Consider the following 23267-nt stretch of genomic DNA (forward strand, 5'->3'; position numbering starts at 1 on the left):
CGACCGCGGTCGAACCGCGAATGAGGAAAGGTGCAGGTATGCGCGAATATCTGAAGTTCTACATCGACGGCAAGTGGGTCGACCCGGTCGAGGCGAACACGCTGGACGTCGACAACCCGACCACCGAGCAGGTCTCCGGCAGGATCGCACTCGGCGCGGCCGCCGACGTCGACAAAGCGGTCAAGGCCGCACGCAAGGCCTTCGCCAGTTGGTCGCAGAGCACCCGCGAGGAGCGCCTCGACGTGCTGCAGGCGATGCTGGCCGAATACCAGAAGCGCGCGTCCGATCTGGCCGCAGCGGTGAGTGAGGAGATGGGTGCGCCACCGTCGTTGGCGGCAGGCCCACAGGTCAACCTGGGCCTCGGGCATCTGGCGACGGCCATCGATGTGCTGAAGAACTACGAGTTCGAAGAGCAGCACGGCAGCACACTTGTGGTCAAGGAGCCGATCGGGGTGTGCGGGCTGATCACGCCGTGGAACTGGCCGATCAACCAGATCGCGGTCAAGGTGTACCCCGCCCTGGCGACCGGATGCACGATGGTGCTCAAGCCGTCGGAGGTGGCGCCGTACTCGGCGCAGATCTTCACCGAAATCCTCGACGCGGCAGGCGTTCCCGCCGGGGTGTACAACCTGGTCTACGGCGACGGCCCCGGCGTCGGCGCCGCGCTGTCCAGCCATTCCGACGTCGACATGGTGTCGTTCACCGGGTCCACCCGCGCGGGCATCGAGGTCGCGCGGAACGCGGCCCCGACCGTGAAGCGGGTCAGCCAGGAACTCGGCGGTAAAAGCCCGAACATCGTGCTCGACGACGACGCCTTCGCCAAGAGCGTGACCGCGGGCGTGACGGTGATGATGATGAACAGCGGGCAGAGCTGCAACGCCCCGTCGCGCATGCTGGTGCCGAACTCGCGCAAGGACGAAGCCGTCGCCGTGGCCAAGGCCGTCGCCGAACAGGTGAAGGTCGGCGACCCCAGCGAGAAGACGGCGATCGGCCCGGTGGCGTCCAAGGCGCAGTTCGACAAGATCCAGGGCCTGATCCAGAAGGGCATCGACGAGGGTGCGACGGTCGTCGTCGGCGGCCTCGGCAGGCCGGACGGCATCGACACCGGCTACTACGTCAAGCCCACGGTGTTCGCGGATGTCCGCAACGACATGACCATCGCACGCGAGGAGATCTTCGGGCCGGTGCTGTGCATCCTCGGCTACGACGATCTCGATCAGGCGCTGGAGATCGCCAACGACACCGAATACGGTCTGGCCGGTTATGTTTCGGGCGCCGACCTCGACCAGGCCCGCGCGGTCGCCCGCAAGATCCGCGCGGGGTCCGTCGCGATCAACCACGGCTTCGACATGAACGCGCCGTTCGGCGGCTACAAGCGCAGCGGAAACGGGCGCGAGTGGGGCCAGTTCGCGTTCGACGAGTATCTGGAGACCAAGGCGGCCCTGGGCTACGCGCCGGAGTAGCCGCAATACACTGCGGCAATGCCCAGCGAAAAGTACGAATACGGTATCGATTTCGAGCGCGTCGCGGCCGTCGACATCCACACCCACGTGGAGGTCGACGGCCACGGCCACAAGGCCTACGACGACGAACTGGTCGACGCCGTCGGCAAGTACTTCAGGCGGGGGCCAGAGGCGCTGTCGAGCGTGGATGCGCTGGCCGACGAATACCGCAGGCACAACACGGCCGCGGTGGTGTTCACCATCGACGCGCGGACAGGTGCGCGGCACGCGCCGAATTCGATCGAGGACCTGATCGCAGGCACGATCCGCAACAACGACGTGCTGATCCCGTTCGGCAGCGTCGACCCTTGGCATGAGCGGCGCGCGGTACACCGCGTGCACGAACTGGTCCGCGACTACGGCGTCAAAGGCTTCAAGTTCCACCCCAGCATCCAGGCGTTCGAGCCCAACGACCGTCGCTTCTATCCGATTTACGAGGCCATCACCGAGGCGGGCGTGCCCGCGTTGTTCCACACCGGGCAGACGGGCCTCGGGTCGGGGCTGCCCGGCGGTCACCGGATCAAGCTGCGCTACTCCGACCCGATGCTGCTCGACGATGTGGCGGCCGACTTCCCCGAGTTGACCATCGTGATGGCGCATCCGGCCGTGCCGTGGGTGGACTCGCAGATCGCGATCGCGTCGCACAAGACCAACGTCTACGTCGACTTGAGCGGTTGGTCGCCCAAGTACTTCCCGCCGCAACTCGTGCACGCGATCAGCCGCCAACTGCGCACCAAGGTGCTGTTCGGGACCGACTACCCCTACATCAAGATCGACCGCTGGCGCAGAGATTTCGCGGAGTTGAACATCGACCCGGCGCTGGCGCCGCTGATCTTCAAGGACAACGCGCTACGGGTGCTGGGGGTCAGGCGATGAGTTCTGCGCGCGGCCGCGGTCTGCACTGACGACCGAACCTCACCACCTGAAGGAGACCACCGTGCCCATCCGCCATCGCGCACCGCTCGGCGCCCCATGCTGGATCGACCTGCTCACATCTGACCTCGAGCGAGCCAAAGAGTTCTACGGCAACGTGTTCGGTTGGACGTTCGAATCGGCAGGCCCGGAGTACGGCGGCTACGTCAACGCAACCAAGGGCGGCCAGCCGGTGGCAGGGCTGATGGCCAACGATCCGCAATTCCGGTCGCCCGACGGCTGGACCACCTATCTGCACACTTCGGACATCGCGGCAACGGTGCGCGCCGCCACCGCCGCGGGCGCCACCACCTCAGTCCCGCCGATGGAAGTGCCGGCCAAAGGCCACATGGCCATGCTCACCGATCCCACCGGCGCCGCTATCGGGCTGTGGCAGCCGATCGATCACCGCGGCTACACCGTCGTCAACGAGGCGGGCGCGCCGGTCTATCACCAGCTGACCACCCGCGACTACGTCAAGGCTCTCGACTTCTACCGCGAGGTGTTCGGCTGGCAGACCGAGGTCGTCTCCGATACCGACGAATTCCGCTACAGCACAGCTAATTTCGACGGTGAAGCGTTGTTGGGCGTGATGTCAGAAGACGCGGCGACCTGGTCCTTCTTCCTCGGCGCCGACGACGTCGACAAGACCGTCCAGTTGATCAAGGACAACGGCGGCAGTGTGATCCGCGACGCCGAGGACACCCCCTACGGCCGGCTCGCCGCTGTCGCCGACCCGACAGGGGCGGGCTTCAACCTGTCATCGCTGCAGTGAATCAGGCCGCGACGTAGACGATTCCGGACGGGTTCGCGGTGTTGGCCGCGTTGACGATCGCGCCGGCGAAGTCATCGTCCCTGCCGGCGACGACCGTCAAATGCACACCCGCACGCCGGAATTCGGGCCGCATCGCGTTCAGGGTGGCCTCGCCGGCGCGCTTGCTCGCCGCGACGGCGGTGTACCCCTTCGGCACCGCCTTGTACGGGTAGAAGTGGGCCTGGTGGCTGGTGACGAAGACGATGCGGCCGCCGGCGGGCATCAGCGGAAGCGCCATCAACGCGAGGCGGCGCTGGGCGTCCCGGTTGCGACGCTGCGCGTAACCGGGATTGGCGCCAGGCTCGGCGCCGACCGACGCGTTGAGGATCAGCGCGTCCAGCCGCCCGAAGTCGGCCCGCACGGCGTCGATCATCGCCGCGCACTCGCCCTCGTCGGACAGATCGGCGCGCCACGTCGACGCGTGGCCGCCCGCGAAGCGGATGGTCCGCGCCGTGGTCTCGGCATCCGCGGCGTTCTCCCGGTAGTTGACGATGACGTGCGTGTCGGAGCCGGCGAGTTGCAGCGCGACGTCGGCGCCGATGCCCCTGGAACCACCGGTGACCAGGACTATCCGTGCGGGTGAGTGATGCATATCGGCTTCCTTCTGTCGCTGCGAGCCCTCACAGTACACCAGTTCTTAAGAAAAATAAGGCGAAGATAAGGTAACGATAAGGTAGTGGTCGAGGGGCGAAGATGGTCACATGCCCACCAAGATCTACGTCAAGGCCTGTATCAACGGTGCCCGCACACCGGACGCGCATCCGAACCTGCCGGTGACGCCCGAACAGCTGGCGAGCGCCGCGCTCGCGGCACACGGCGCGGGCGCCAAGGCGGTGCACATGCACCCCAAGAACGCCGACGGCGTCGACTCGCTGGCGCCCGAGCATGTCGACGCCGCGGTGGCCGCGGTCCGGCACGCGGTGCCAGGCCTGCCGTTGGGCGTGACGACGGGATACTGGGCGCTGCCCGACGTCGAGGCGCGACTGCGCGCGGTCGACGGATGGACCGTGCTTCCCGACTTCGCATCGGTCAACTGGCACGAGCCGGGCTCAGCAGACCTCGCTGGGCTGCTGCTGAGCAAGGGGCTCGGCGTCGAGGTCGGCATCTTCCACGCGGAGGCGGCCGAATCATGGGCGGCCTCCGAGATCGCCGGGCATTGCATGCGGGTGATGATCGAACTGCAGGGCGACGGCGATACTGCCACCGCCGACGAGTTGCTCAGCCAGGTGGCGGCGGCTGGGTCGCCCGCGCCGGTGCTATTACACGGACTAGACGAAAGTTGTTGGCCGCTACTGGAACACGCGGGGAAATGCGGCGTGCAAACCCGGATCGGATTGGAGGACACGCTGCGGCTGCCCGACGGTTCGACCGCGCCCGACAACGAGGCGCTGGTGTCTGCCGCGGTGCAGCTGCTCAGTCGGTAGGCGCGGCCATCGCGAAGTCGGCGAAGTCGAACCCCGGAACCACCACACAGCTGACCAGGCACGGCTGGTCGCCTTGAGGCCGGGCCCGCTGCCAGTGTCCCGGCGGCACGATGATCTGCGGCTGCTCTCCGGCGACGATGTCGGTGCCGAGCAGATGCGTTGTGGCCGTTTCTTGTTCGGCGCCGATCTGCAACACCAGCGGACCGCCGAGGTGATAGAGCCACAGTTCCGCGCTGCGCACGGTGTGCCATGCGGACTGCTGACCGGGCATGAGCAGGAACAAGATTGCCGTGCCTGCGCTGCGCGGTCCGGTGTAGTCGGGTGGCAGCGCGGACTGCGGCATCGCCAGTTCGCTGCGCCAGGTTTCCTTGAACCAGCCGCCCTCGGGGTGAGGGGACAGGTCAAGCCGGCGAGCCCACTCCGGAAGGTCGCTCATGCAATTCCCCCATTAATAGGTGCAGGCACTCCACAATAGAGACGATGGCAACCGACACGGCACCTATCGTCCTGATCCACGGCTTGTGGATGTCGCCGCACAGTTGGCGGGGATGGATCGAGCGTTACACAGCGGCAGGACACACGGTGCATGCACCTGCATGGCCAGGGGTGTCCGCATACGACGAGCCACTCGACCACACCAAGGCGCCCGCCGATATCGGTGTCGCTGAGGTGGTCAAGCACTATGCCGCATTCGTGCGCGGACTGCCCGAACCGCCGATTCTGATGGGTCATTCCTTCGGCGGACTGATCACCCAGATGTTGCTCTGCGAGGGGTTGGGCGTGGCGGGCGTGGCGATTCATCCCGCCGCGCCCCGCGGCGTGTACCGGTTGCCGCTGTCGGTATTGCGATCGACGTTCCCGGTGTTCCGCAGCCCGGGAAACATCCGTCGCGCAGTGCCTCTCACCCCCGCGCAGTTCCACTATGCGTTCGCGAACACCGTGTCGCGCGAGGAGTCGGACTCCTGGCGCGAGAAGCTGGCGATCCCGGCGCCGGGCCGGCCGCTGTTCCAGGCGGCGATGGCCAACTTCACCGCCAGGGACAAGGCGGCGACGACGGTCGACTTCCGTAGAGACCGGGCACCGTTGTTGCTGATCGCCGGCGGCCGTGATCACATCGTGCCCGCGTCGGTGGTGTACGAGAACTTCAACCGCTATCGCCGGTCACCCGCGGCGACCGATTTCAAGTTGTTCGAGCACCGGCCGCATTTGACAGCAGCGCTGGACGGTTGGAGCGACGTGGCCGACTACGCGTTGACGTGGACGGCGGCCCGCAGCCGATAGTCTGAGCGAATGGCACGCCTGCGCCCCGGTTGGCTGGTGGTGTTGTGTGCGGCGGTGCTGGCGGTCAGTGTCTGGTTGCCGTGGTTGACCAGCCGAGCCGACGGCGGTGGGCGGGCGAATGCGATCGGCGGCATTGTCGGCAGCATGCCGGTGCCTCCGCCGGGATTCGGTGTCGGTCAGCTGATCGTGCTGTTGGCGTCGACGTTGATCGTCGCGGGCGCGATGGCCGCGCGCGGGTTGTTCGGCCGACTGGCGTCGTCCGCGGCGCTGACCATCTCCGTGCTACTGGTGGTGCTGACCGCGTGGTACTACCGGTTGTACGTGTACGCGCCGGTGTCGGCGGGCTATGGCTTGTACCTGGGCGGGGCGGCTGCGGTGTGCGCGATGGTGTTGTCGGTGTGGGCGATGGTCGCGTCGTGGTCGGCGGCGGCGTCTTGAGCGGGTTCGTCGAACCGGTCTCGTTGGCCGGCCAGCGGTGGGTGACGCTGGAACCGCTTGCCCGCGAACATCTTCCGGAGATCGCCGCAGCCGCCGCCGACGGCGAGTTGGGTCGGCTGTGGTTCACTTCGGCGCCGAAGGCGGGGATCGCCGAGCAGTGGCTCGAGATGCGGTTGGCGGCGCAGCGGCCCGATACCGGGTTGACGTTCGTGGTGCGTGGCCTCGACGGCAGCCTCCTCGGGTCGTCGAGCTACCTCAACGTCGACGCGTCGAACCGGCGGTTGGAGATCGGCAACACGTGGTACGTGGCTTCGGCGCGGCGAAGCGGGGTGAACTCCGAAACCAAGCTGCTCATGCTCGGCCACGCCTTCGACGAATTGAACTGTGTCGCAGTCGAATTCCGCACGCACTTCTTCAACTTCACCAGCCGTGCGGCCATCGAGCGGCTGGGTGCGAAGCTCGACGGCGTGCTGCGCAGCCATCAGGTGCTGCCCGACGGCTCACGCCGCGACACCGTGGTGTATTCGATCCTCGACATCGAATGGCCCGCGGTACGCAACAACCTGCGATACCGCTTGGACCGCTACACGTGACGACCGGCCTCCTGGATGAGCTGGATCCTGGACGTCAGTCCGAGCTTGGCGTACACGTGTGTGAGATGGGTTTGTACGGTGCGCGGTGAGATGAACAGCCGTGCCGCGATGTCTCTGTTGCCCAGCCCCTCGGTGGCGTGCCGCACGACGTCCAATTCGGTCGGGGTCAACGACTCCCACCCGCTGGCAGGTCGTCTGCGTTCCCCGCGTCCGCGCTGCGCGTAAGCAATGGCCTCTTCGGGCGATAGCGTGGCCCCCTCCTGCCAAGACGCATCGAAATCCGTGTCTCCCAACGCTTCTCGGGTGGCGTCAACCGATGCCTCGTAACCGACCGAGTAGACCGGCCAGCGGACGATGCCCAGCGTGGCGCGCATGGCAACAGCCGCTCCGAACAGCCGCGCGGCGTGACGGAACTCACCGCTTGCGCACGCCGTCCGCGCGACCACTTCGAGCGCCTCGGGCGCACGCAGGAATGCACCTGTCTCAGTTGCGAGTGCCAATGCGTCGTGAGCGTCGCGTTCGGCCTGTTCGCTTTCATCCTGTGCCAGCGCGACGTAAGCGCGCCCGACCAACGCAAGCATCCGATAGTTGCCCACCGCCGTGAGGATGCCGTCATCGGCCCACCGGCGCGCTGCGGTGACTTCGCCGCACGACAACAACGCCTCGATCATCGGAGCCGTGGCACGAACATATGGCATCCGCTGCGGAACGGTATGCGCTACCGCCGATTCGCATGCCTCTCTTGCTTCGGCGCCATCACCGGCGGACAGCGACGCGTAAGCAGACACCGTGTACACCGCGTCCTCGTGGAATCCGCCCATGGCTGCCGAGACTTCACGGGCTTCCTTCACGCTGGCGCGAGCCGATTCGAAATCCCCCGCGTTGGCCAACAGGTTGGTCTCGCAGATGAGTGCCAACAACTCGAGCATGCGTTCGCCCGCCGCGTGTGCCTCTGCCGTCAGGTCCCGCAGCACCGGTTCGGCCGCCGTCACACCGCCGCGCCATCCGACGGCGATGGCGGCCCACACCCGGCAATGGCGCGACACGAATCCGTCACCCACAGCCTCGGCGACTTTTCGCCCCTCTTCAGCGGCGGCTCGTGATGCAATCGGTTGACCTGCAACGTTGTTCGCGAAAGCCAGATAACTGAGGATGTGGCACAGCCTGGACAGATTGCCGGTCGCCCGCAGGAGATCGATGGCGTCGGCCAGATACGTCTTGGAGACCTCGGGGCTGTAGTAGGCGAGTGCACCGCAAGCCGCGAGACACGACGCGATCAGCGTCGGGTCGCCCAGTTCCCTGGCAGCGGTCAGTGCCTGTTCGCCCCGTTCCAGGCTGGCCGGCGTGGCGGTCCACGCCGCCAAGATGCTCATGTCGGCGACCGCTCGCACCCAGACGTCCGGCGAAACGCCGTCGTCCCGATAACGCTTGTCCTGGAAAACGAGATCGAATCCTGCGATTCCCTCGCCCATCCTGCCGCGTGTTTCCCATACCCGCTGCAGCGATGACATCAGACGAAGAGCGGACTCGAAGTCGCCGCAGTCGATGCTCCACGTGTGCGCGGCACGAAGATTTCCGGTTTCCCTCTCAGCCCAGTCGACGAGTCGCTCATCGCCCTCGAGTGCCTCCGCTGTGGCGATGTAGTGATCGCGATGTCGATCGCGTGTCTGGTTGGCCTCGCCGGACTCTGCCAGTTTTTCGAGCGCGTACTGGCGGACCGTCTCCAGGAGGCGGTAACGCATGGCGCCTTCCTCTTCGTCGGCGATGACCAGCGACTTGTCCACGAGGAGGGTGAGTTGATCGAGACTCTGGAACTGCTCGACCTCGTTGGCGGCGGCGACGGCGCGCGCGGCGTCGAGATCGAACCCGTCCATGAAGACGCCGAGTCTGCGGAACAGTGTTTGTTCGGCGTCCGTCAGCAGGGCGTGTGACCAGTCCACCGAGGCGCGCAGGGTCTGCTGGCGGCGCAATGCGTTCCGAGCGCCGCCGGTCAGCAGGCGGAATCTGTCGTTGAGGCTGTCGGCGATCTGGGCCAGCGACAGCGCCCGCACCCGCGCTGCAGCCAGCTCGATGGCCAGCGGCATCCCGTCGAGCCGTCGGCAGATGTCGGCGACCAGTTCTTCGTCGCCGCCCGCGGCGTGAAAGGTGGGCCGCGCGCGCTGGGCTCTGTCGGTGAACAGCGCGATGGCCTCGTCCTGCAACGACAGCGAGGGAACGCGCCACGTCACCTCGCCGGAGACGGCGATCGGTTCACGGCTGGTGGTCAAGATCGTCAAGTACGCACATGCACTCAACAGCTGGGTGATGGCGTCCCCGCACGCGTCCAGAAGATGCTCACAATTGTCCAGCAGCAGAAGTATTTTCCGATCGGCGATGAATCGCTGGATCGTCTCCAGCGGAGATCGTCCTGGCTGGTCGGGCAGATCGAGAGTGCGGGCCACCGTCAGCGTGACGACGGCGGGGTCGGCGACTGGGGCCAGGTCGATCCACCAAACGCCATCTTCGAAGTCGTCGGGCAGTTCGGCCGCGGCCTCCACCGCGAGACGGGTCTTGCCTGCGCCGCCGGCTCCGGTCAGCGTTACGAGACGGTTCTGGCGCACCAGCCGACGTACCTCGTCGACCTGTCCGACGCGGCCGACAAACGTGGTGAATTGAGCTGGAAGGTTCTGAGTGCTACCGGTTTTCGCGGTGCGCAGCGGCGGGAATTCGTTGCGGACGTCAGGGTGGCAGAGTTGTACGACACGCTCTGGTCGCGGCAAGTCGCGGACAGGGTGCGTGCCGAGGTCGGCCAGCCACGCGCCGTCCGGCAGCCTGTCGCACACCAGATCCGTGGTCGTGCCGGACAATACCGTCTGTCCGCCATGCCCGAGATCACGCAGGCGTGCGGTGCGGTTGATCGTGGGGCCGATGTAGTTCGACTCGTCACGCAATTGGACTTCACCGGTGTGCACCCCGATTCGCAGCCGGATCGGGGCCAGCGGCGCCCGTTGCAAAGCTAGCGCGCACGCCACTGCATCACTGGCTCGGCCGAACGCGATGACAAAGCTGTCTCCTTCGCCTTGTTCGACCGGCCGCACACCGCCGTGCGCGGCGACCACTTCGGCGAGGGTGCGATCCAAGGTGGCGAACGCCGCTGTCATGTCGGCGGGCTGGGTCTCCCACAGCCGCGTCGACCCCTCGACGTCAGCCAACAGCAACGTCACCGTCCCGGTGGGTACCAGCTCACTCACGCCAAGATCGCTCCAGTTCAATGCGGGCGCGTCAAGTTCGCTCATGTTAACCAGCCTGCGGGGGCCGCGGGCGGCAAACATCAGCGCAAGCGCGTAGATCCGGGCGGAGGCGTGCGTAGATCAGGCGGACGCGCCGAAACTGCGGACAGATCGCAGTCGGGCGCTGAATCGCGATCTGTCCGCAGTCTCGAGGCGGCCGTTGACTATTCGGATTCGACGGTGGTCGGCTCGATCGACTTCTGGTCGGCACCGTGGGCGACCTCGATCTTGCGCGGCTTGGCGCGTTCGGCCAGCGGGATCGTGACGCTCAGCACGCCGTTCTCGTAGGTCGCCGAGATCGCTGAGGCGTCGATGCCTTCACCGAGGGACAACTGCCTGCGGTACGAGCCGAAGAACCTCTCGTTGGCCAGCCACTGCACGGAGTCCTCGGATCGGGCGGTGCGGTGTGCGGTGATGGTCAGCGTGCCGTTGTCGACGCTCACGTCGACCGAACCGGGGTCAACGCCGGGCAGGTCGGCCGTCAGCAGGTAGTGATCGTCGATCTTGCACAGATCCATCGGCATGAACCGTGGGGTACGAGTTGACCCGGCCTGGTTCGTCAGCAAGCCTCGGGTCAAGGCATCAAGGTCACTGAAAGGATCGAAGCGGAGCACAGTAATTCACCTCCTATGTCGCCTCAGAGCCCGCCACCCTGGCGGGCAGCCAAATCACTGTGCACTCCCAGACTAGCACTCTCAGTGCGAGAGTGCTAGCACCTAAATGGCTTCGACCTGCGCACCTGTCAATCGCTCCGCACACTGGTCGCAGACGAGCACCCCGGTGAACCGGCCGCCGCAGCCGGTGTGCGTCACCACCACCGCCGGACCCTCTTGCGACGGGAACCACCGTTGCGCCCACTGCAGCGCCAGCACCAGCACAGCAAACAACGCGCGGCCCTTTTCGGTGAGCCGGTAGCGGCCCTGTGCGCCGACCAGCACGCCGTTCGCCGTGAAGATCGACAGCCGGTCGGCGATCGATCCCGGCGGGGCGCCGAGTTGGCTCTGGAAGTCCGTGAACCGGCTCATCCCGACGAACGCCGCGACCAGAAGCGCGAACCCCCAGCGGTTGCCCAGCACGCTCATCGTCTGTGGAAACAAGCCTGCGGCGTCGCGCTGATCGGACCGGCGCCGTGTCGACGCGACGGGGATCGACCGCGGCCATGAACCGCTCGGACCCCATTGCGCGACAACGTCTTTGTCGCTGACGCCCTGACCGCATGCGCGGCAGACGATCAGCGGGCTGAAGTCTGCTCCGCAGGCCAGGTGCCGCATGCTGGGCAGCGTGTCGGCGTGATCGGGTACCCAGCGGCGCTCCCACTCCCAGATCGACACCAGCACCGGCCACAGCGAACGGCTACGCGGCGTGACCAGGTACTCGGCGCGGGTGGGATTGGTTTGGTACTCGCGGCGGTCCAGCAGGCCGTCGCGGGTGAGCGCCTGCAGTCGGCGCGTCAGCACCGAATTAGAGATCGGGAGCCGCGCCTTGAATTCCGCGAACCGTGTCGCACCGAGCAACGCCTGCTGAACCACCAGCAGCGTCCACTCGTCGCCGAGCAGCCCGAGCATGCGGGCGACCGCATTGGGCTCCGTCACTACAGCCCGATCGCGGCCGCCGCCGTGTCGGTGTCCCGCCATCGCCGCAACTCCGAACCGGCCACCCACGTGGAGTGCGTGCCACTCGAAATGCGCTCCGGCAGCGCCAGTTTGCACACCGGGCCGTCGCTGACCCTGGCGGCGTCGAACACCAGGCAGTACGAGGCGTCGGCGGTCATGTCGGTGGTCAGCGTGACCAGGTAGCCGTCGTCCTCACCTGTGCTGCCGAGTCGAGGCGCCATCGCGGTTTCGCTGCCGTAGACGCCGTCGTCGAACGCGAACCGCTCTTCGGCGCCGGTGTGCAGATCGTGTTTGACCAGGCCGTCGAACAGGAACCAGGACGGCTTGCCGGTCGCCGCATACGCGTAGCGATACGGCGTTCCGGCGTAACCGGAGTTGATCATGCCGAACTCGGTGATGCTGTCCGAGAGTTGCTCTTCGGACACCTGCCCTGTGACGAGGTTGAAGCGCCACCGGTGCAGCCGCGCCTGCAGCCGGTCCAGCGCGAGGAAGCGAAACGCCCGCTCCCTGGGGGCACCTCCCGCTTGCGGGGAATTGTTGCCCATGCCGTTGTCGGTCGGTTCCGGGTCGCCCTGGAAGAAGCCGTCCAGCACGACCCAGTCGCCGTCCTCGTAGGCGTTGGTGAAGTGCAGCACGAACGTCGGCTCCGCCTCGAACCACCGGATAGTGTCGCCGCGACGGGGAACGATCGCGAACCGCGACGGCATGTCGCGGTGGAACCGCGCCACGTGCGCGTTGCGCTCCAGCAGGGCGGGATCCCAGAACAACGGAAAGTCGTTAAGTATCACGTAGTTCTCGGTGAACGCCATGTCGTGGGGGAGTCGTGGGCCTGGCAGTGGCACGTCGACGTAGTGCACGAGGTCGTTGTTCTCGTCGACAACGCCGTAGTGCATGTACGGCGCCTGCTTGCTGTAGTTGAAGAACAGCAGTTCGCCGGTGGCGTCGTCGACCTTGGGATGCGCCGACACGCCCCAATCGAACGGGAACGCGCCGTTCCACTGCTCCTTGCCGAGCGTGTCGCCGGTGTACGGGTCGAGGCGGTACAGATCGCCGCATTGATAGAAGCTCGTCAATGCGACGCCGCGGTGCACGGTGACGTCGGTGCTCGACGCGTCCTTCATCAACCCGCGCGCGCCCCAGCCTTGATCGCGCTTCGACAGGGACACCGGCTCGGCCAGGCCGGGCCACAGCGGGCCGCCCGCCTCGTTCTCCGCGATGAAGCCGTCGGTGCGGACAAACCGGTTGCGGTAGAACGCCTTTCCGTCGCGGAACCCGACGACGTGCAGCATGCCGTCGCCGTCGAATGGGTGATATGCCTTCAGAGCGGGATGCAGCGGGTTCTCGGTGTTGCGCAGGTAGACCCCGTCGAGGTCCGCCGGGAGTTCGCCCTGGACCACCCTCAGATCGTCGGCGTCCCATTCGGTGGTCTGCGGGCGCCAGGGGCCGGTGCGGTAGGGGTGGTCGTCGTCCTCCGGCAACGTCGACAGGAACTTGCCGACGATCTCCGTGTTCATCGCGGGCCTCCGGTCACGACGAAGCTGACGGTGGTTGCGGTGCTGCCGCCGAAGTTCAGAGTGCCGAACGTCTTTGCGCCCTCGACTTGGTAGTCGCCGGCGCCGCCGCTGACCTGTTTGGCCGCGTCGACGAGCATGCGTATCCCGGATGCGCCGACCGGATGCCCGCCGCCGATCAGGCCGCCGCTCGGGTTGATCGGCAGTCGCCCGCCCAGTTCGATCTCGTTGTTCTCGATGGCTTTCCACGATTCACCGGGCCCGGTCAGCCCGATGTGGTCGATGGCCAGGTACTCGCTGGGCGTGAAGCAGTCGTGCACCTCGAAACCGTCGACGTCGTCGAGCGTGACGTGAGCGCGGCGGAACGCGTCGAGCACCGCCGCCCGCACGTGGGGAAGGACGTAGGGGTCATCGGCCGCGCGGTCGAGTTTTTGCTGCAGGCCGAGTCCCACGGTGCGGTGCCCCCAACCGTCGATCCGGCCGATCGGCCGCGCATCGGGATGGTCGCGCAGGTAGTCGTCGGTGACCAGGACGATGCCAGCCCCACCGTCGGTCATCTGACTGCAGTCGAACCGGCGCAGGCGCCCCTCCACCGGCGGGGTGGCGTCGTCGGCGGCCAACGGGGGCGGCCCCGTCCAATCGCGCGTCTGCGCATTGGGGTTGGTGCGCGCGTTGCCGCAGTTCAGCGTCGCGATGGCGCGCAGATGCGCGTCGTCGAGGCCGTACCGACGGTCGTATTCGTCGGCGACGCGGTCGAACATGAACGGCCACATGAACTTTGCGTCGCCACCCTCATGATTGGTCCACGCGGCGGCGCCGAGATGTTGGGCTGCGGTGTCACCGGGCACGGTCTTCTCCAGTTCGACGCCGACCACGAGTGCGGTGCGGTAGGCGCCGGACCGCAGATCCGCCATCGCGGCCAGGGTCGCGACACTCCCGGACGCGCATGCCGCCTCGTGACGGGACGCCGGCGTGTCCCACAAGGCGTCGTTGACGCTGGCGGGCATCGCGCCGAGGTGGCCCTGCCGGGCGAACATCTCGCCGAATGCGTTGGCGACATGGACGACTTCGATATCACCGGCGTCGATCTTGGCCGAGGCGAGCGTGTGCTCCACGACGTCGGTGGTCAGATCGGCGAAGTCGCGCCCTTCGCGTGTCCAATTGCGGGCGAAGTCGGTTTGGTGGCCGCCAAGGATCCAGACGTCGGGAGTACCCATACCCGGACCGTACTACAACTAAGAGAGTGACTGCACCACTTCTGGCAGCGAGGCGGCCCCGCCGGCTCCGGTCTGAACCGACGAGACCTCAGCGAGCACCATGGTCGACCATTGCGCCCGCCTGCACTGGGACATTGCCCACTGGGCGGCATGACAAACGTGAATGCGTAGGCCAAGTAGGCAACGGGAACACTGAACGAATGAGTACGCCGCGAAACTACGACCTGGCCCACCGGATGGCTGAGCTCGCGCGTGCGTCCGCGGCGCCACGAAGCGTCGACGAGGTGCTCAACGGCGTGACGGCCACGGCGTTGGAATTGATGCCAGGGGCGGACGCCGCCGGGATCCTGCTGATCGGAAAGGGTGGCACGTTCCGATCCGTCGCCGACACCTCTGAGCTGCCCGTTCAGCTGGACGAGTTGCAGATGAGGTTCAACGAGGGACCGTGCAGGGACGCGGCTCTCGAGGAAGTGATCGTGCGGACGGGGGATTTCCGCAGCGAGGAACGCTGGCCGAAGTACTCCGTCGCGGCGGTGGAACTCGGGGTGTTGAGCGGCTTGTCGCTCAAGCTCTACACCACCGAGCGCACCGCGGGCGCCCTGAACTTGTTCGCCAAGAGCGCACACGCGTTCACCGCCGATGACGAGACCACGGGCGTCGTCCTCGCCGCGCACGCGGCGGCGGCGATCATGGCCAGCAGCCACGGCGAGCAGCTGCAGTCGGCGCTGTCCACCAGGGACCGCATCGGCCAGGCCAAGGGCATCATCATGGAGCGGTTCAACGTCGACGACTTGCAGGCTTTCGAGATGCTGCGCAGGCTCTCACAGGACAGCAATACCCGGCTGATCGACGTCGCGGAACGCGTCATCGAAACTCGTGGCGAAAAATAGGGCTGAGCGGGTTGACGGCGGTGTAAAAGGGTAACTAGCTCGTGTCGGGGACGGATGCGAGGGGGGCCTTGTGCACGTCTGGATATCTGCGTTCGCGGCAGGCGCTGCCACCGCCGCCGCAGTGGCCTGCGGGGTGGCGCAGGAGTCCGCGCCGACTGTCGCGACCAAAGCATCGAAACCCAGCTCCGTCGCGGTTGCCGCACCCATTGCCGCGCCCGCCGCGCCCGCCGCGCCCGCCGCGCCCGCGGCGCTGCCCAACGCCGACGGCGACCCCCAGTGCCCGATCGCCGATGCCTGGGGCAAGAACCCGTTCGGCACAGGCATCCTCGTGACGCATTGGAGCGACGACACCGCGCCCGTGACCGTTCTGGTCCGGACGAAGGCCGGCAACGACCGATCTCAACGAGCCCTGTTGACCCCGGGCGAGTTGCGGTTGTTCGAGTTTCCCGACATCGACCAGGCAGCCGTCGCCGAGGTGTTGGTGATGACGAACACCCGCCGCTGCTACGTCTCCGCGGATCCCGCGGCGCTGCGTTAGCCGCTGGCCTGGGTGCCGATCCGGACGCTGCCGTCACCGATGCGGACGCTGCCGTCGCCCACCCGGACGCTCCCGTCGCCGAACGACTTCTGCGGGTTCACCGCCGTGACGCGCGGATTACTCGGCGGGTCGGGTTGCGGATCGAACGCGTGCGCGGTGCCTGACGCCAGACCAAGGCCTGCCATCGCGACCACGCCGGTCATCAGGGCCTTGGCGGCCGTCTTCTTCACGTTGTGAGTCATAGCTCCCAAGTGAAGAAGGCGGCCACCGCTACCGATCCCAACTATGTGCCGCTGGCGCCCAGCACGCGCTGCACGTCCGGCTTCATGGCCTGCAGTTGCGCGCCCCAGTACGGCCAGTCGTGGGTGCCGTTCGGCGGGAAGTTGAACGTCGCGTTGTTGCCGCCGGCGGCCTGGTAGTCGTTCTGGAAGTCGACGTTGCTCTGGTGCAGCATGTTCTCCAGGAACTCCGCGGGCACGTTGGCGCCGCCGAGATCCGACGGTGTCCCGTTGCCCGCGTAGATCCACAGCCGGGTGTGGTTTGCGACGAGCTTGCCGACCTGAACGGTCGGATCGTTGCGGGCCCAAGCCGGGTCGCTGCCCGGACCCCACATCGCGTCGGCCTTGAAGCCGCCCGCGTCGTTCATCGCGAAACCGACCAGCGTGGGCCAGATGCCGTCGGACAGATGCAGGAAGCCCGACAGCGAGCCCGCGTAGATGAAGTTCTGCGGGTGATACGCGGCAAGGATCAGCGATGCGGATCCCGACATCGACAACCCGACCACGGCGTTGCGGGTCGTGCTGATGCCCTTGTTGGCCGACAGCCAGGCGGGCAGTTCCTGCGTCAGGAACGTCTCCCACTTGTAGGTCTGTGTTGTCCCGTTACCGACGGCGGGTTGATACCAGTCCGAGTAGAAGCTGGACTCTCCGCCGACCGGCATCACGACCGACAGACCCGAGCCGTTGTACCACTCGAACGCGGGGGTGTTGATGTCCCAGCCGTTGTAATCGTCTTGGGCGCGAAGGCCGTCGAGCAAATAGATGGCGTGCGTGCCGCCGCCCTGGAACTGCACCTTGATGTCGCGTCCCATGGCCGCCGACGGCACCTCCAGGTACTCGACGGGCAGGCCCGGCCGGGAGAACGCGGACGCCGTCCCGACGCTGCCGAGAACAGAAACAGCTGCCCAGATCAGTGATGCCGTCAACGCGGCGATCGTCAGCCGCTTACCGAATATCCTCGTTCGCCATTGCCGTCTCTTCACACCATCGGTGAACGCCGCTGAGCTGTCGTCTCATTCGGCACGCGGCGAGCTGTGCGCGAACTCGAACCAAACTGCCAGGCACCTCTCAGCTGAACAGGGCCTCGATGGTGCGCTCCCATTTCTTGGCGCGCACGCGGTCGCATACCGCGCGGGTGCCGGCCAACAGCGCACCCGCCGCAGCGGTGACCCCCGCCCAGATGAACAACGCGAACGTCACCGCATCCGGTGCGGCCTGGCTGGTCGGGGTCGGTTCTTCGGTGAGTGCGCCATTGTCGTCGAGCCAGACTGCGGTCTGGTCACCGAGTTTGGCCACCTCGTGTGCCGCGAGCACGCCGGTGTGTTCGATCCCGGCGTCGAACCACTGGACCGCGACCACGGCGGTGCTGGTTCGCGAGATGGTCGCGGCTGCAGCGTTGCCGGTGATCGTCGCGGGGACGAGGTGGCGGGTGAGGTGCTGCTCGGCGTAGATCTCGCGATGTGCGTCGTAGACCGCGGTGCCCGCCGCGGCGGCGACCGGGATGACCAGCACCGACGCCATGACGGCCACCACCGTCACCAGCGCTTCGATCCGATCGGTGGCGCGTATCAGTGGGCTACGGCGAAACAGCGCGAAGATGCGCCAGCGCGGTAAGCACAACGTGAAGGTTTCCAGGGCGTCGTCAGGCGCCTCGGGGATACGTATCGGTCGGTCATGCGGTCGCGGGACAGACATCGGTATCTCTACTTACACGTCGCTTTTCGGTCTGGGGCGCCAGACCGCTGGGCGTCAACTCCATAGTGCCGCAATTGCGCGGTCAAAGCATGCACATGCCATACAACGATGCTGCCCCGATTTGTCGTCCGCTCAGCGTGGCACGTAGCCGACGGCGGTGTCGACGACGTTGTGCAGCGGTTCGCCGCGCAGCCAACGCCGCAGGTTGTCAGTGAACACCTCCATCAGGTCGATCTCGAAACCGACATAATCACCCGACATATGAGGCGACACAAACACATTCGGCATCGACCACAGCGGCGAGTCGGCAGGCAACGGCTCGACCTCGAACACGTCGAGAGCCGCGCCGGCCAGTGCGCCCGCCCGCAGCGCGTCCACGAGGTCGGACTCCACGACGGTCGGTCCGCGGCCCACGTTGACGAGGAATCCGCGCGGTCCGAGCGCGTCGAGCACCTCGGCCCCGACAAGCGCCGTGGTGGCTGGGGTGAGTGGCACCGCCAGCACCAGCACGTCGACGTCGGCGGCCACCGCGACGAGGTCGGCGTTGCGGCCGACCAACGTGACATGGACGTCGAGGCGGGCCAGGCGGTCGGCGATGGCCCGGCCGATCGAACCGGTGCCCACCACGGCTGCTCGGGTACCCGCCAGCCGCCCCGTCGTGCGGTATCGCCACGTGTGCTCTCGTTGCAACGCCCAGGACTCAGCCATCCCCTTGACGTGTGCGAGCACGGCGGCGAGCACCCATTCGGAGATCGACGTGTCGAACACGCCGCGCGAGTTGGTGAGCGTGATCGAACCCAGCTCGGGGCAGATCAGCCGGTTGACCCCGACCGATGCGGCGTGCACCCAGCGCACGTCGTCGGTGCGGCGCAGCAGCGGGGCGAGGTCGGCGAACCGGTGGTCCCAGATGTACAGCACGGACGCCCCCGCGAGATCGTCATCCGTTGGAGCGGAGTCGATTTGGATCACCTCGACGTCGTCGGGAATGAGGTGCAGCGGAGGTGGCGGCACGTCGGGGTCCGGCTCGACCAGGACGAGGACGCGGGGGCGTTCGGGCACAGCTGCTCCACTCAACTCCGACGGTCACAGGTGAATTCGATATTGTATCGAAAAGCAATATGTCGCTGACTACACAAGAATGGTCGCCATGGGTGAACCGGCAACTGACCGCCAATTCCTCGATCCCGCGGCTTACGAGCCCGAGATCACCGATCCCGCCGAACTGCGCGCCCACCGCAAGCGCAGGCTCGCGCTGGCGTATCGGGTGTTCGGCGCGATGGGCTGGGGTTCGCTCGGGGACGGCCACATCTCGGCGCGTGACCCCGAGCGGACCGACTGCTTCTGGCTCGGCCGTTACGGTGCACCCTTCCGGCACATGACCACCGACGACCTCGTGCTCGTCCGCCCCGACGGCACCATCGAGGGCGGCGGCTACATCAACATGGCGGCCTACTACATTCACCATCCGATCCACGAGGCCAGGCCGGACATCATCTCGGCCGCGCATTGCCACACACCGTACGGCACGCCGTTCTCAGCGAAAGTCACCAAACTCCAACCGATTTCACAGGAAGCGTGTGCGTTCTTCGAGGATCACGAGATCTTCGACGACGAAGAAGTCAACATCTCCTCGACCGACGGCGGCAAGCGGATTGCCGCGGCGATCGGCGGTGCCCGTGCCGCGATCCTGCGCAACCATGGGTTGCTGACGGTGGGTGCCACCATCGACGCCGCGGTCGGCTTCTTCCTGCTGATGGAGCGGTGCGCCGAGGTGCAGGTGAAGGCTTCTGACGGTTGCCCGATCGGGCCTGACTGGGCCAGGCGGGTGCACGACGACTTCGACGAGGTCGCCGCGTGGCAGGCATTCCAGTGGGCGCAGCGTAGTTACCTGCCTGACGCCAGCGTGGCAGGGCGGTAGCCGCCAGTTCTAGTGGTGGTGGTGTGGTCGTGGTGTTCCCTCGCCACGACGACGCGCCTGTTCACCCTCGGCGATCAGTCGCAGTTGCTCGTCGACCTCCCGGCCCTCCAACAAGGGCTGACGCGGGTCCCAGGTGGTGCCTTGCGCCGCGTCTTTCCTGCGCCGCGCGATCGCCGAAACTACCTCCAGCACCACACGATTCCCCAGCAGTGCGGTGATGTCGGCGTGGTCGTACGGTGGAGACACCTCGACGACGTCGACTCCGAGCACCGGCAGTTCGTAGCAGATCCGCCGGACCGCATCGAGCAGTTGGCGAGCCGAAAAACCGCCTGGCTCAGGAGTTCCGGTGCCCGGTGCGTGGCCAGGATCGCACACGTCGATGTCGACGGACAGGAACACGCCGTCACAATCCGACGTGGCGATCTCGAAGGCTTCGGTCAGGCAGGGTTCCAGTCCGCGTGCGACGATCTCGGTCATCTCATAGGAGCGCAGCCCATGGGCGGCCATCCACTGCAGGACCGGTTCGTCGGGCCAGTAGCCGCGCAATCCCAGTTGCAGGAACCGGTCTCCGCGTAACGCACCGGATTCGATCAGCCGTCGCATCGGGGTGCCGTGTCCCACAAGGGAACCCAGGTGGATGTCGCCGGTATCGGCGTGCGCGTCGAAGTGGATCATCGACACCTTGCCAAACCCGTGGTGGCGCGCCACGCCGGTGTGGTCGGGCCACGCGATGGTGTGATCGCCGCCCAGAATGATCGGGATCGCGCCCGACGAGGCGATCTTGTGGACGTCGGCCTCGATCAATTGGACGGCCTGGTCGATGTTTCCGTTGTAGAACTCGACGTCGCCGGCGTCATACACCCGCAGGTCCTTGAGTCCGTCGACGCGCAGCGCCAGGCTCGGCCGGGAACCGTCCTGCGCCAGGTAGCAGGCTTGCCGTAGGGCCGATGGACCGAAGCGTGTGCCGGAGCGATAGTTGGTCCCGCTGTCGAGGGGTGCGCCGAGGATGACGATGTCGGCGTCGGCGTATGTCGACGGGTCGTCGAGGTCGCAGCGGGGCACGCCGAGGAAAGTGATGTCTGGGCCAAAGCCGGTGAATGCCATGGTTTCTGCTTTCGGTGGTCGGTTATGCGTGGTCGTGCAGAGCGGTCACTGCGCGGAATGCGTGTCGGAGGGTGGCGCGGATGCGCCGTTTGTCCACTGGTCCGAGTGGGCGGTAGAGGTTGTCGATCTCCAGGCCGGCCATCACCGCCAGTATGGTGCGGGAGTCCAGTTCGGGTTGCCGCGAGCCCAGTTCCCGGAACAGCCGGCTCAGCGCAGGCACCATGGCCGCGTACCACGCCTCGAACATGGGGCGTAGCCGTTCGTCGCGGCTGGCTTCGGTGAGAAGTTCGTAGCGGGTCACGATGGCACCCTGCGGGGACGTGAACCCGTCGATGATCATGTCCGCCACCAGGTCCGCGAGATGCTCTGCGGGCATCGAGGCTTGTAACCGGCCGACGGTCTGGACGACGCGGTCGATCTCGCGGTCGGAGAGTTGTTGGAAAGCCTGGGCGATCAGGTCGGCCTTGTCGTTGAAGTAGTAGGTCAACGCGCCGAGCGGTATTTGCGCCTCGTTGGCCACGACGCGCATCGACAGCCCGGCCAGGCCGACTTTCGCCATGACCGCGATTGCCGCGTCGATGATTTCGGTACGGCGCTGTGCGCCACGCGCAGTGTGCCCGGTCATCCCTGGTACTTGAGCGAGGAGAAGTCGGTGTCCCACATCCAGGCCGGCTGGCCTTGCCAGTCGGTGTAACCCTTGCGGGTGGCGACGGTGTTGTGCAGGTCGGCGATGTTCACCCAGCACAGCGAATCGCGGTATGCCTTGGCCGCTTCCACGTAGAGCGCTTGGGATTTCGCGGGGTCGGGTTCGGCACTTCCCTCGTCCAACAGCTTGTCCGCGGCCGACACCGAGCAGCCCTGCAGGTTGACCGGCGCGTTCGTGTATTGATAGATCCGCGACCAGGTGTCGGGGTGCGCGGCGTCGGGGTTCCACGATGCGAGGAGCAGGTCGGGGCGCTGCTCGGGGTGTTCGGTCAGGGCGAAGAACTGCGCCGAGGGGAAGTCGCGGATGGTGGCGGTCAGGCCGGCCTGCTGAAGGATCACTTGGATCTGGTTGGCCAGGTCCTGCAGGGTGCTGTCGCCGGTCGGGTAGCCGACTTCCACGGCACCGCCTTTACTGCCAAGGGCCGCCAGTTTGGAAGGGTCGAAATGGTGCTGGTCGGGCACGGCGCCGTCGGGCATCATCCCAGTCGGGTAGAACTGCGTGGACGGCGAGCCCTGCGCGCCGAATACCGTTGTGGTCAGGGCGGTTTGGTCCAGCCCGGCGCTGAGCGCTTCTCGCGCGGGGAGCGGCCCGAACACCTTCGAATCGGGGTTGACCATGATGAGCGCCTTGATCAACGCGTTCTGCTGCAGCACTTCGGTGTTCGGGCCCTTGGCCAGTTCTTCGTAGTCGCCTTTCGACAATCCGTGCAGGATCATGTCGAGTTGGCCGGTGCTCAGTTGGAGCCGCTGAACGGCGGTGGCCGTCATGACCGGAAGCGTGATGGTGCTGATCTGCGGTGCGGGACCCCAGTAGTTCTTGTTGGCGCTCAACGTGTAATGGCTGGCGGACACGGCTTCGGTCAGTTCGTAGGGACCGGTGCCCGCGGTATGTGAAGCCAGCCATGCGGATGCGTGGTCGTTGCCTGCGGCGTGCTGCGCGACGGCGGTGGGACTGGTCATCAGTGGCCCATACGGCGAGGAGAGGTAGTCGAGGAACGGTGCGACGGGTTTCTTCAGGTGGACCACGAAGGTCAGCGGGTCCGGTGTCTGCATGTCCGCGACGTCGGCGAGCATGTAGGACGGCCCGGCCGCCATGTCGATTCGGCGTTGGAAGCTGGCCTTGGCCGCGGCGGAGTCGAACGGCGTTCCGTCGGCGAACTTGACCGCGGGCCGCAGCGCGAACGTGTAGGTCAGCCCGTCGGGGGAGACGGTCCACTTGGTCGCCAGCAGGCCGTCGATCTTCGTCGTCCCGGGCGCGTAGCGGAGCAGACCCTGATACGCCGAGGTCATGATCAGTAGGCCTTCGGGCTGATAGAACGTATCGGGGTCCAGTGGGGGTGGGTCGCTCAGCAGGGGAGTGCGCACCGACGAGCGCAGGGCCGCGTTGTCGGTGGGGGTGTTGCTGCTTCCCGAGCATGCCGTGCCGGTCAGCAGGAGGCCGGTGACAGCGAGAGTTGCCAGACCGGACTTGAGGTTCATGCTCAGAGCTCCTGCGCGTAAGTACTTTTCGGCCCGACTGGCCGGGTTGCGAATGAGTGTCGGCATATCGCGTTTCGGCGGTGTGA

The 23267-nt window shown here is 66.5% G+C and carries 24 protein-coding genes; 10 read left to right on the forward strand and 14 right to left on the reverse strand.

Annotated elements, in window-relative coordinates; translation table 11 throughout:
- Positions 1-38: 38 nt before the first annotated feature.
- From C1A30_RS31310 to C1A30_RS31320, 3 genes are all read left to right on the forward strand, one after another.
- Entirely contained in the window at positions 39-1463 is a 1425-nt protein-coding gene (locus C1A30_RS31310; protein WP_101952103.1) for an aldehyde dehydrogenase family protein, read from the forward strand.
- 18 nt (positions 1464-1481) lie between these two features.
- Positions 1482-2378, forward strand: a complete 897-nt coding sequence (locus tag C1A30_RS31315) for an amidohydrolase family protein (RefSeq protein WP_101952104.1) — start codon at positions 1482-1484, stop codon at positions 2376-2378.
- Positions 2379-2439: 61 nt separating this feature from the next.
- Entirely contained in the window at positions 2440-3189 is a 750-nt protein-coding gene (locus tag C1A30_RS31320) for a VOC family protein (RefSeq protein ID WP_101952105.1), read from the forward strand.
- Position 3190: 1 nt separating this feature from the next.
- Here the strand turns inward: C1A30_RS31320 and C1A30_RS31325 are convergent, their stop codons facing one another.
- Positions 3191-3820 (reverse strand): SDR family oxidoreductase, encoded by a 630-nt coding sequence (locus tag C1A30_RS31325; RefSeq protein ID WP_101953017.1) that lies wholly within the window; start codon positions 3818-3820, stop codon positions 3191-3193.
- A gap of 109 nt (positions 3821-3929) precedes the next feature.
- On the opposite strand from C1A30_RS31325, the gene C1A30_RS31330 reads away from it, so the two are divergent.
- On the forward strand, positions 3930-4652 hold the full coding sequence (locus tag C1A30_RS31330; protein WP_101952106.1) for a 3-keto-5-aminohexanoate cleavage protein: 723 nt from the start codon (positions 3930-3932) through the stop codon (positions 4650-4652).
- Here the strand turns inward: C1A30_RS31330 and C1A30_RS31335 are convergent.
- On the reverse strand, positions 4642-5088 hold the full coding sequence (locus tag C1A30_RS31335; protein WP_101952107.1) for a cupin domain-containing protein: 447 nt from the start codon (positions 5086-5088) through the stop codon (positions 4642-4644). The genes C1A30_RS31330 and C1A30_RS31335 overlap by 11 nt on opposite strands.
- 44 nt (positions 5089-5132) lie before the next feature.
- On the opposite strand from C1A30_RS31335, the gene C1A30_RS31340 reads away from it, so the two are divergent.
- The 3 genes from C1A30_RS31340 to C1A30_RS31350 are packed head-to-tail and all read left to right on the forward strand — an operon-like array spanning position 5133 to position 6964.
- Positions 5133-5933, forward strand: a complete 801-nt coding sequence (locus tag C1A30_RS31340; RefSeq protein WP_101952108.1) for an alpha/beta hydrolase — start codon at positions 5133-5135, stop codon at positions 5931-5933.
- Positions 5934-5942: 9 nt separating this feature from the next.
- Entirely contained in the window at positions 5943-6371 is a 429-nt protein-coding gene (locus C1A30_RS31345; protein ID WP_101952109.1) for a hypothetical protein, read from the forward strand.
- On the forward strand, positions 6368-6964 hold the full coding sequence (locus tag C1A30_RS31350) for a GNAT family N-acetyltransferase (protein ID WP_101953018.1): 597 nt from the start codon (positions 6368-6370) through the stop codon (positions 6962-6964). The genes C1A30_RS31345 and C1A30_RS31350 overlap by 4 nt, the downstream gene beginning before the upstream one ends.
- Here C1A30_RS31350 and C1A30_RS31355 read toward each other — a convergent pair.
- The 5 genes from C1A30_RS31355 to C1A30_RS31375 all read right to left on the reverse strand — a co-directional run bounded on the left by C1A30_RS31355 (position 6955) and on the right by C1A30_RS31375 (position 14574).
- On the reverse strand, positions 6955-10239 hold the full coding sequence (locus C1A30_RS31355) for a LuxR family transcriptional regulator (protein ID WP_101952110.1): 3285 nt from the start codon (positions 10237-10239) through the stop codon (positions 6955-6957). The genes C1A30_RS31350 and C1A30_RS31355 overlap by 10 nt on opposite strands.
- Before the next feature lie 158 nt (positions 10240-10397).
- The gene (locus C1A30_RS31360) at positions 10398-10847 is read right to left on the reverse strand and encodes an Hsp20/alpha crystallin family protein (protein WP_101952111.1); all 450 of its coding nucleotides are present in this window, start codon (positions 10845-10847) and stop codon (positions 10398-10400) included.
- Positions 10848-10949: 102 nt separating this feature from the next.
- A complete protein-coding gene (locus tag C1A30_RS31365) occupies positions 10950-11798 on the reverse strand; it encodes a helix-turn-helix domain-containing protein (protein ID WP_101953019.1) in 849 nt (282 codons plus the stop codon).
- Between the two features lie 26 nt (positions 11799-11824).
- Complete coding sequence (locus tag C1A30_RS31370) at positions 11825-13360, reverse strand: carotenoid oxygenase family protein (RefSeq protein ID WP_101952112.1); 1536 nt, start codon at positions 13358-13360, stop codon at positions 11825-11827.
- Complete coding sequence (locus C1A30_RS31375) at positions 13357-14574, reverse strand: acetyl-CoA acetyltransferase (protein WP_101952113.1); 1218 nt, start codon at positions 14572-14574, stop codon at positions 13357-13359. Before C1A30_RS31375 ends, C1A30_RS31370 begins: the two co-directional genes overlap by 4 nt.
- Before the next feature lie 200 nt (positions 14575-14774).
- Between C1A30_RS31375 and C1A30_RS31380 the strand changes: the two genes are divergently transcribed.
- Both C1A30_RS31380 and C1A30_RS31385 read left to right on the forward strand, forming a co-directional pair.
- Complete coding sequence (locus C1A30_RS31380; RefSeq protein ID WP_101952114.1) at positions 14775-15464, forward strand: GAF and ANTAR domain-containing protein; 690 nt, start codon at positions 14775-14777, stop codon at positions 15462-15464.
- A gap of 70 nt (positions 15465-15534) precedes the next feature.
- The gene (locus C1A30_RS31385; RefSeq protein WP_101952115.1) at positions 15535-16002 is read left to right on the forward strand and encodes a hypothetical protein; all 468 of its coding nucleotides are present in this window, start codon (positions 15535-15537) and stop codon (positions 16000-16002) included.
- Here the strand turns inward: C1A30_RS31385 and C1A30_RS31390 are convergent.
- The 4 genes from C1A30_RS31390 to C1A30_RS31405 form a co-directional block, all read right to left on the reverse strand.
- A complete protein-coding gene (locus tag C1A30_RS31390) occupies positions 15999-16244 on the reverse strand; it encodes a hypothetical protein (RefSeq protein WP_101952116.1) in 246 nt (81 codons plus the stop codon). The genes C1A30_RS31385 and C1A30_RS31390 overlap by 4 nt on opposite strands.
- A gap of 41 nt (positions 16245-16285) precedes the next feature.
- A complete protein-coding gene (locus C1A30_RS31395) occupies positions 16286-17263 on the reverse strand; it encodes an esterase family protein (RefSeq protein WP_101952117.1) in 978 nt (325 codons plus the stop codon).
- An 85-nt stretch (positions 17264-17348) separates the two neighbouring features.
- The gene (locus tag C1A30_RS31400) at positions 17349-17975 is read right to left on the reverse strand and encodes a hypothetical protein (protein ID WP_101952118.1); all 627 of its coding nucleotides are present in this window, start codon (positions 17973-17975) and stop codon (positions 17349-17351) included.
- A gap of 132 nt (positions 17976-18107) precedes the next feature.
- Complete coding sequence (locus C1A30_RS31405; RefSeq protein WP_101952119.1) at positions 18108-19034, reverse strand: D-2-hydroxyacid dehydrogenase; 927 nt, start codon at positions 19032-19034, stop codon at positions 18108-18110.
- Positions 19035-19122: 88 nt separating this feature from the next.
- Here C1A30_RS31405 and C1A30_RS31410 point away from each other — a divergent pair, with 88 nt between their 5' ends.
- Positions 19123-19893: a class II aldolase/adducin family protein gene (locus tag C1A30_RS31410; protein ID WP_101953020.1), complete on the forward strand. Its 771-nt coding sequence runs from the start codon at positions 19123-19125 to the stop codon at positions 19891-19893.
- Between the two features lie 9 nt (positions 19894-19902).
- Here the strand turns inward: C1A30_RS31410 and speB are convergent, their stop codons facing one another.
- The 3 genes from speB to C1A30_RS31425 are packed head-to-tail and all read right to left on the reverse strand — an operon-like array spanning position 19903 to position 23181.
- Positions 19903-20997 carry an agmatinase gene (gene speB / locus C1A30_RS31415; RefSeq protein WP_101952120.1) on the reverse strand — a complete coding sequence of 365 codons (1095 nt, stop codon included), beginning with the start codon at positions 20995-20997 and terminating at the stop codon, positions 19903-19905.
- 22 nt (positions 20998-21019) lie between these two features.
- Positions 21020-21622, reverse strand: coding sequence for a TetR/AcrR family transcriptional regulator (locus C1A30_RS31420; RefSeq protein ID WP_101952121.1), 603 nt, complete (start codon positions 21620-21622; stop codon positions 21020-21022).
- Positions 21619-23181, reverse strand: a complete 1563-nt coding sequence (locus C1A30_RS31425; protein WP_101952122.1) for an ABC transporter substrate-binding protein — start codon at positions 23179-23181, stop codon at positions 21619-21621. The genes C1A30_RS31420 and C1A30_RS31425 overlap by 4 nt, the downstream gene beginning before the upstream one ends.
- Positions 23182-23267 lie beyond the last annotated feature (86 nt).

Source organism: Mycobacterium sp. 3519A (assembly GCF_900240945.1).
In the GTDB taxonomy this organism is placed as follows: domain Bacteria; phylum Actinomycetota; class Actinomycetes; order Mycobacteriales; family Mycobacteriaceae; genus Mycobacterium.